General features: G+C 71.4%; 7 protein-coding genes. 2 read left to right on the forward strand and 5 right to left on the reverse strand.

The window, feature by feature from the left end; translation table 11 throughout:
- Positions 1-16: 16 nt before the first annotated feature.
- The 3 genes from ACFYUS_RS35815 to ACFYUS_RS35825 all read right to left on the reverse strand — a co-directional run bounded on the left by ACFYUS_RS35815 (position 17) and on the right by ACFYUS_RS35825 (position 3,029).
- Positions 17-667: an HNH endonuclease family protein gene (locus ACFYUS_RS35815; protein ID WP_388861864.1), complete on the reverse strand. Its 651-nt coding sequence runs from the start codon at positions 665-667 to the stop codon at positions 17-19.
- A gap of 285 nt (positions 668-952) precedes the next feature.
- The gene (locus tag ACFYUS_RS35820; RefSeq protein WP_388861866.1) at positions 953-1,621 is read right to left on the reverse strand and encodes an HAD-IA family hydrolase; all 669 of its coding nucleotides are present in this window, start codon (positions 1,619-1,621) and stop codon (positions 953-955) included.
- 157 nt (positions 1,622-1,778) lie between these two features.
- The gene (locus tag ACFYUS_RS35825) at positions 1,779-3,029 is read right to left on the reverse strand and encodes a peptidoglycan-binding protein (RefSeq protein ID WP_388861868.1); all 1,251 of its coding nucleotides are present in this window, start codon (positions 3,027-3,029) and stop codon (positions 1,779-1,781) included.
- A gap of 213 nt (positions 3,030-3,242) precedes the next feature.
- Here ACFYUS_RS35825 and ACFYUS_RS35830 point away from each other — a divergent pair, with 213 nt between their 5' ends.
- The gene (locus tag ACFYUS_RS35830; RefSeq protein WP_388861870.1) at positions 3,243-5,306 is read left to right on the forward strand and encodes a DHA2 family efflux MFS transporter permease subunit; all 2,064 of its coding nucleotides are present in this window, start codon (positions 3,243-3,245) and stop codon (positions 5,304-5,306) included.
- Between the two features lie 323 nt (positions 5,307-5,629).
- Here the strand turns inward: ACFYUS_RS35830 and ACFYUS_RS35835 are convergent, their stop codons facing one another.
- Together ACFYUS_RS35835 and ACFYUS_RS35840 are read right to left on the reverse strand one after the other, a co-directional pair.
- Entirely contained in the window at positions 5,630-6,115 is a 486-nt protein-coding gene (locus ACFYUS_RS35835) for a GNAT family N-acetyltransferase (RefSeq protein ID WP_388861872.1), read from the reverse strand.
- Between the two features lie 65 nt (positions 6,116-6,180).
- Complete coding sequence (locus ACFYUS_RS35840) at positions 6,181-6,507, reverse strand: antibiotic biosynthesis monooxygenase family protein (RefSeq protein WP_388861874.1); 327 nt, start codon at positions 6,505-6,507, stop codon at positions 6,181-6,183.
- Here ACFYUS_RS35840 and ACFYUS_RS35845 point away from each other — a divergent pair, their 5' ends adjacent.
- Positions 6,508-8,256 (forward strand): recombinase family protein, encoded by a 1,749-nt coding sequence (locus ACFYUS_RS35845; protein WP_388861876.1) that lies wholly within the window; start codon positions 6,508-6,510, stop codon positions 8,254-8,256.
- Positions 8,257-8,810: the final 554 nt, after the last annotated feature.

Below are 8,810 nucleotides of genomic sequence, written 5' to 3' on the forward strand. Positions count from 1 at the left end.
CTCAGGAGGCGACCGGTCAGCAGCCGTTCAGGACGGACTGGAGGGCGCTCTTCTCGGCGGGGTCGACGCTGAGGTTCCAGTAGTACTTCACGTGCACCCATGCCCGGACGTACGTGCAGCGGTACGACGTCACCGGGGGCAGCCACTTCGCCGGGTCCAGGTCGCCCTTGGCCTGGTTGACGTTGTCGGTGACGGCTATGAGCTGCGGCCGGGTGAGGTCGTTCGCGAACGACTGGCGCTGGGCGGTGGTCCAGGAGTTCGCGCCCGAGCGCCAGGCCTCGGCGAGCGGGACCATGTGGTCGATGTCGAGGTCGGAGGCGGCGGTCCAGGTGGCGCCGTCGTACTCCGAGTACCAGCTGCCGCTGGTCGCGGCGCAGCTGGAGTCGGTGACGACGTTCACGCCGTCGCGCTTGAGGACGGTCTCGCGCGTGTTGCAGGTGCCGGACTGGGTGATCCAGTGAGGGAAGAGGTCCCGGCTGTAGCCCGAGGTGGAGCCTTCCGCCTTGACCGTGAGGGCGGCCAGGTAGGTGCGCGCGGTCGCCGCGCTGACCGGGGTCGGCATGGCGGCCTGTGCTGCCGGGGCGGTGGCGAGGAGGCCGGTGACGGTGAGGGCGGCGGAGGTGGCGAGTACAGCGAGTCGACGCGCGTAGATCATGCCGACGGGCATGTGAACTCCCTTGATGTGGGGGGACCTTGGCTGCTGCCGTCCCCGCGGGGTGCCGGGCGGCGGGCCCGGTCATCGTGGCGGCGCCAGGTTTCCGTGGGGGGTGCGCCAGGTAACAGGGTGGCGACATGGGCACGTCACATCAAGGGGTGGGAGAGTCCTGACGGAGTGACAGATTCCGCCCGGCGCCCGGGGGTTCGGGGGTGCGTGCTTTCGGGGCGTCCCGGAAACGCCTCGCGCGCGACCGGAAGGTCCGGCCGCGCGCGAGGCGGAGAAGAGGGGGGGTGGCTACGCCAGGACGGTCAGCGTGATCGAGCCGTCCGCCGCGGGCTCCACCCGCAGCCGGGTGAGGTCGGCGACGTGCACGTCCGGCGCGAACGCGGCCGCGCGCGGACCCACGCCCACGACGCGCATGCCGGCCGCGCGGCCCGCCTGGATGCCGGCCTCGGAGTCCTCGAAGACCACGCAGTCCGCCGGGGTGAAGCCCAGTGCCGCCGCGCCCTTGAGGAAGCCCTCGGGGTCCGGCTTGCTCGCGCCGACGCTCTCGGCCGTCACCCGGGTCTCCGGCATCGGGAGCGCCGCCGCGCCCATCCGGGCCTGGGCCAGGGCCTCGTCCGCCGAGGTCACCAGGGCGTGCGGGAGGTCCGCGATCGCGGTCATGAAGGCGGGGGCGCCGGGGACGGGCGCGACCCCGTCGAGGTCGGCGGTCTCCTCGGCCAGCATCACCCGGTTGTCGGCGTGGTTCTCCGCCATCGGGCGGTCCGGCAGGAGGACGGCCATCGTCGCGAAGCCCTGGCGGCCGTGGACCACCTTGAGGACCTCGTCCCCGTCGAGTCCCTGGCGGTCCGCCCAGCGTCGCCAGCAGCGCTCGACGACGGCGTCCGAGTTGACGAGGGTGCCGTCCATGTCGAGGAGGAGGGCGCGGGTGGTGAGCGTTGCCGGGGTGGTGGCGGGCATCAGGTGGTCTCCCGTGGGGTGGCGCGGAGAACGAAGTGGTCCCGCCCACCGGTCAGGGAGTGCGGGCGGGGCCACTTTGTTCTTTCACGATACAAAACCCGGGGCGGTCTTGGCCAACCGGTCCGCGCACTGGACACCGCGACCCGCCGCGCAGGGGTCAGAGCCAGGTGCTCCGCTCCAGGGCCTCGCGCGTGTGGGGGCCGTACACGCCCTTCGGGTCGCCCTCGATGTACATCCAGGACTGGTAGTTCTTCACCGCGCGCCAGACCTCCTGGTCGTACTCCCCGTCCACGGGGCCGTGGTACGCCCCCGCGAGGGTCAGTCGCGCCTGGAGTTCGAGCACCTCGTCGCCCGTCGAGCCGAGGCTCAGCGTCACCGCCGCCTCGTCGGTCGGCTTCGGCGGCGGCGAGGACGGCGCGGTCGTCGTCGGTGCGGGGGTCGTCGGCGCCGCGGAGGCGGTGGCGGCCGGAGGGGCCGCCGGGCCGGTCGACGTGCTGGGGGCCGCGGTGGTGCGGCTCGGGGTGGGCGTCGGGGACGGCGACGCGGACGTCTCGTGCGGAGTCGGGGAGGACGTCGTCGGCTCGGGGGTCTCGGAGGAGGGGGACGGCGCCTCCGACACGGCGACGTTCAGGGACGCGCTCGTGGTCACCTCGGGTACGGCCGCGCGGTCGTCGGTCTCGTCGGCGCCGCCGAGGACGGCCGCCGCCAGGGCCGCGGTGCCCGCCACGGCGACGGCGGCCACCGCCGCGACCATCGCGCCGCGCCTGCGGCCCCGCGCCCGCGCCTGCCCGCGGCCGGGCGGGGGCGGCACGTCGCCGATGCCGCGCAGCAGCAGCGGCATCGTCTCGGAGGCGTCACCGACGGCGCCGGGGTACGCCTCCGGTCCCGAGCCGGCCGGGTACGCCGCAGTCCGGGAAGCGCCCGGGTGCGCCGCGGCTTCGGGACCGTTCGGGTACGCCGCGGCTTCAGGGGTGCCCGGGTACGCCTCCGATCCCGAGCCGCCCGGGTATGCCGCGGCTTCGGGGCCGCCCGGGTACGCCTCCGGTCCCGAGCCGACCGGGTATGCCGCAGTTTCGGAAGCGTGCGGGTGTGCCGCGGCGTCGGGGCCGCCCGGGTATGCCTCCGGTCCCGAGCCGGTCGGGTACGCCGCGGCCCCCGGGCCGCCCGGATGCGCGCCCGGCCGTCCCTCCGTCGGCCGCACCACCGGTATCGGTGCGGTGAGGTCGGTGTCCGGGCGGATCGCCGCCAGCTGGGTCGTCGGCGGGTCCTGCGTCGAGTACGCCGGCAGGTACGCGGTGGGATGCTCCTCCACCCCTTCGGGCCCCCCGGGTCCCCCCGTCCCCTCGGCCGCGTCCAGGTGCACGTACGGCCTGATGCGCAGCGGGTCGAAGTCCTCGGCCGCGGCCATTTCCGCCGCGCGGGCGCAGGCGCAGCCAGGTCTGTGTACACCGCATTCAGGACAGACGTGTCCGGTCATGATGGGTCCCCTCCCCGATTCGCTGCGAGCGATTATGCAGCCCGACCCTGTCCGACGGGCGAACGGCTGTACCCTTCCGCAGGCCATAACGGGATATTCCGACCAGGATGAAGGGGCCCGCCGCGATACGGAGACGGAGACCCCATGGCCCAGGAGACACGCCCGTCCGGGCTCGGCGACCCCGCCCCCGTGCCCGGGGAGGGGCAGAGCCGCAGCACCGTCCTCGTCGCGATCGGTGCGCTGCTGCTCGGCATGCTGCTCGCGGCGCTCGACCAGACCATCGTGTCCACGGCCCTGCCGACCATCGTCAGCGAGCTCGGCGGCATGGAGCACCTCTCCTGGGTGGTCACCGCCTACATGCTCGCGTCCACGGCCGGGACACCCCTCTGGGGCAAGCTCGGCGACCAGTACGGGCGCAAGAAGCTCTTCCAGGGCGCCATCGTCCTCTTCCTCATCGGCTCCGCCCTCTGCGGCATCGCCCAGAACATGCCGCAGCTCATCGCCTTCCGTGCCGTCCAGGGTTTCGGCGGCGGCGGTCTCATGGTCCTGTCCATGGCGATCGTCGGCGACCTCGTCCCACCCCGGGAGCGCGGCAGGTACCAGGGCCTCTTCGGTGCCGTCTTCGGCGGCACCAGCGTCCTCGGCCCGCTGATCGGCGGGCTCTTCACCGAGCACCTCTCCTGGCGCTGGGTGTTCTACATCAACCTCCCCATCGGCGTCGTCGCCCTCTTCGTCATCGCCGCCGTCCTGCACATCCCGGTCCGCTCCACCCGCCACACCATCGACTACCTCGGCACCTTCCTCATCGCCTCGGTCGCCACCTGTCTGGTCCTGGTGGCCTCCCTCGGCGGCACCACCTGGGCGTGGGGGTCGCCGCAGATCATCGGACTCGCCGTCCTCGGAGCCGTACTCCTCGTCTGGTTCCTGTACGTCGAGAGGCGCGCCGCCGAACCCGTGCTGCCGCTGGGGCTGTTCCGGATCCGGACGTTCAGCCTCGTCTCGGCCATCAGCTTCGTCGTCGGCTTCGCCATGTTCGGCGCGATGACCTTCCTGCCGACCTTCCTCCAGGTGGTCCAGGGCGTCAGCCCGACCATGTCCGGCGTCCACATGCTGCCCATGGTGCTCGGCGTACTGATCACCTCGACCGCCTCCGGCCAGATCGTCTCGCGCACCGGCCGCTGGAAGGTCTTCCCCATCGTCGGCACCGCCCTCACCTGCCTCGGCCTGCTCCTTCTCCACGGCCTGACGGAGACCAGCTCGACCTGGTCGATGAGCGTCTGCTTCTTCGTCTTCGGCGCCGGGCTCGGCCTCGTCATCCAGGTCCTCGTCCTGGTCGTGCAGAACGCCGTCTCCTACCGGGACCTCGGCGTCGCCACCTCCGGAGTCACCTTCTTCCGCACCATCGGCGCATCCTTCGGCGTCGCCGTCTTCGGCACGATCTTCACCAGCCGGCTCACCGGCAAACTCGACGAGGTGTTCACGAGCGCGGGCGCGGAGCTCCCTCCCGGCGCCGGCCCCGGCCAGGTCGCCGCCGACCCGCGCGCCATCGCCCAGCTCCCGCCCGAGCTACGGCCGTCCGTGCTGCACGCGTACGCCACCTCCATCACGGACGTCTTCCTGTGCGCGGCACCCGTCGTCCTCGTCGCCTTCGTCTGCGCCTGGTTCCTGAAGGAGGACAAGCTGCGCGGCTCGGTCGCCGCGCCCGACACCGGCCGGACGGTCGCCGCCGACCCGGCCGAGCGTTCCCCGTACGACGAGTGCGCCCGCGCCCTCTCCCTCCTCGACTCCAGGGAGGGCCGCAAGGAGGTCTACGCGAAGATCACCGCGCGCGCCGGGCTCGACCTGCTGCCCGCCGCGAGCTGGCTGCTGCTGCGCATCCGCCGCCACGGGACCGTCGAACCGTCCCGGCTCGCCGAGACCACCCCCGTACCGCTGCGGGTGATCACCGAGGCGTCCCGGCAGGTGGAGGAGCGGCGTCTGGTGACCCGGGAGGGCGTCCAGCTGACCCTCACCGAGGAGGGGGTGCGGACGGCGACGGTACTGGCCGAGGCCCGCGAGGAGTCACTCGCCGAACTCCTCGGCGACTGGTGGGGACCCGACCGGCCCACCGACCTGGTGCAACTGGTGCGGGAACTCACGGCCGAACTGCGCGGCTCGGACGGGGACCGGCCCCATATGCCCGAGCCGCCCGGCGACCACCGCGCCTGACCGGTCCCGTACGCCTGAGCCGCCCGGCGACCACCGTGCCTGACCGGCCCCATATGCCCGAGCCGCCCGGCGACCACCGTGCCTGACCGGCCCCGTACGCCTGAGCCGCCCGGCGACCACCGTGCCTGACCGGTCCCGCACGCCTGAGCAGCCCGGCGACCACCGCGCCTGACCGGCCCCGTACGCCTGAGCAGCCCGGCGACCACCGTGCCTGACCGGCCCCGTACGCCCGAGTCACCCCGCGACCACCGTGCCTGACCGGCCCCACACGCCCGAGCCGCCCCGCGACCACCGCCCCCGGACCCGTCCTCGTACGGCGGGGCTCAGAGCTCCTTGCCGTACCAGATGTCCATGTACGGCCCCGAGCAGTACGCGGGGATCTCCGCGTACCCGTGCCGGGTGTACAGGGCGCGTGCCTCCACCAGGTCGAGGCGCGTGTTGAGGACCATTCGGCGTGCGCCGAGGTCGCGTGCCTCCTCCTCCAGCTTCCGCAGGAGGGCGCCGGCGCCGCCCGCGCCGCGGAAGGCGTGCCGCAGGAAGACGCGGGTGAGTTCGGCGCGTTCGCCGTCCAGCATCAGCACCCCGCCGCAGCCGGCGGGCTTGCCCTCGAACCGGGCCACCAGGAACTGCCCGGTCGGTGGGGTCAGCTTCTCGACCCCGTCATTCGTCAGGCCCTCGTCGATCTCCGTCTCGGTCGCGGGCCGCTTCCAGTAGCGGCCGGCCACGTCGCCGTAGTAGTCGCGGCGCAGGGCCGTCGCGTCCGGGGTGTCGACGCGTTCGGGAGAGAAGGTCCAGGTCATGCGGGCCATTCTGCGGCCCGCACGACCACGCCCGCCGCCGAATTTCCCCGGCTTGCTTCGGTGACCTGCTCGGCTTACTTGGGCGACGCCTGCTGGACGACCTCGAACGACCACAGCGTGGAGCCGGACGCGGCCGGCTTGGGCCGCTCGCCGCCGCCTTCGCCACCGCCCTGGTGGGCGGCCTGCATGGAACCGTTCATCCAGTTCTGGAAGTCCTCCTCGCTGCGCCAGCGGGTGTACACCAGGTACTGGTCGGTGCCCTCCACCGGGCGCAGCAGCTCGAACCACTCGAAACCGTCGGACCCCTCGACGGCCCCGGCGCGGGAGGCGAAACGCTGCTCCAGCACCTCGCGCTGCTCGGTCGGCACGGTCAGGACGTTGATCTTTACCACACTAGGCACATGACACCTCTCAGGAAGCACAGGCCGGGCGCTGCGCCGAGCCTTGATCACGTACGTGCAGTCTCGTACATCCGCCAGTCAAAGCGGCGTGAGGACGACTCGCAGGCATCGCCCGTGGCGCAGCGCGAACGGTGCTCCTCGCTGATCGCGTCGAAGGGGTGGAGCGACGCGGGCCATTTTGAGGACGTGGGCAAGTCGGGGTGGGACCCGAGTATTCACCGCCCGGGGTTCGAGGAGATGATGACGGCGGTGCGAGGCGGGCACGTGGACGCCGTGGTCGTCTTCTCGCTGTCGCGTCTCACGCGCCGTGGCGCACTGGAGGCCATGCGGATCATCGAGGAACTGGAGACGCACGGCGTCCGGCTGGTCAGCGTCGAAGAGCCGTACCTCGACACGTCCACTCCGGTGGGTGTCGGCATCCTCGCCATCATCGCGGGTCTGGCGCAGCAGGAGTCCGACATGAAGTCGGCCTACGTCTCCGCCACCAAGGACACGCTTCGGCGAGCCGGCAGCCATGTGTCCGGTGTCGCCCCATACGGCTTCACGGCGGAGAGGGCGACCAGCGGCAAGCTGTCGGTCGTCCGTCTTGTTCCGGACCCGGTGGAAGCTCCGCACGTCCGTGACATGGCCAAGTGGGCAGCAGAGGGAGTGTCTGCCTCGCAGATCGCCAAGCGACTCAACGAGGACGGCGTCCCCACGAAGGCGGAGTCCCTGGGGGAGTCGGGGGCCAAGCGCCTCGCCTCGCGCCGTGCGCGCGGAGTCTCGGAAGCTGTGGAGCGGCCCGCGTGGGTGTCATCCACTGTCCTGCGCATCCTGCGGGACCCGCGCCTTGCGGGGTACGCGATCGAGTGGCAGGGACGGGTACAGGCGACCAAGGACGCCGACGGTAACTCTGTCCCCGGCAAGACGGGGAAGCGCGTCATCCTGCGTGACGACGAAGGGCAGCCGGTCCAGTCGCACGAAGCGCTGATCCCCACCGAGGAGTGGTGGAGACTCCAGGACGTGCTGGACGGCCGGACACAGGTGGTTGTACGAGCGGGCCGACGTGTCCCGACGCTGCTGGCCGGACATGGACTGCTGTTCTGCGACGTCTGTGGATCCGTAATGGTGACCGACCGACGGGCCGGGAAGCTCTACTACAAGTGCAACCGGGCCGGGGGAGTGGTCCCGGGGCACGGCGGTCTCGTCATCGGCCAGGACGCGGCGGACAGTGAGACGGCGGGGCGGGTGTGGGCCCGTCTCATGGCCATGGACCCCGACGACCCGGAAGACCTCGAATGGCTGGCCGAGGCGTCACGGCGCTTCGCCCGCCAACAGGACACGTCCCAGCGAGACGCGGAACGCGCGGCGGTGCGAGCCGAGTTGGAACACGTACGGGAGTCCCGCCGCATCCTCCACGTGGACCGGCTGGCCGGCGTCTACGCCGACGAGACCGGTGCGCAGATGTTCAGGGAGTCCATGGTGCGGTTGGCTGCCCATGAGGAGCGGACGGCCGAACGGCTGGCGGAACTGGAGGCGACCGGAAGCCGAACCATCCATATCCCCAACGAGTGGACGAGCGTGGACGGAGATCCCGTCGGGGAGGGGTCGACGTGGGCGGCGTGGGACCTGGAGAAGAAGCGGGAGTTCCTGGCGCTCTTCATCGACTCCGTGAGGATCGCCAAGTCCGTCGGCAGGGGCCGGAACGCGAACACGAGGGACCGGGTGATCGTGCGATGGGCTGCGGCGCCTGACTCTGCGGGCGCCTGAGCCGCCTGAGAGGTCTACACGGTCCGCCGCTAGGAAAGCGGGTGGCGGGCCGTATGGCGTTCCTGAGCCTCGCCGGTTTACGGGTCGCCCTAGCCAAGCCCCGGTAGTCCCTGGCGGACCGCCGGGGCTTTGCTGTGCCCGCAGCGGGGCCGACCAGCGGGCGGAGCCATGACGGTATGACGGTTCACAGTGTTTTTTCGTATGCGCAAGAAAAATAAGGAGAAAATCAAACCGTCCGTCGAAACGCCATACCGTCATGCCCGGCCCTCGGGAATCTGGTGGTCCCCACAACACAGTGAGGAGCTGTGGGACTGCCTGCGGATGCTCGGGCGTCTTCGTCGGCGTGCTCGGGCGGGGCCGCCCCACAGCGGGGCGAGGAGGTGTTGAGAGTGACGACTTTCGACACTTTTTAGAACGCATAGAAAAATACAGAGAAAGAGAAACCGGGGTCTCTGTCGTCACTGAACCTCTTTCATCCTGTGCTCGAGGGTGAAATGGGCCGGTCAGCGGGTGTGGTGACGAGGCAGGGCCCCTCGTCGTTGGCGTGGTGATTC

The organism is Streptomyces sp. NPDC004284 (assembly GCF_042874035.1).
Classification (GTDB): domain Bacteria; phylum Actinomycetota; class Actinomycetes; order Streptomycetales; family Streptomycetaceae; genus Streptomyces.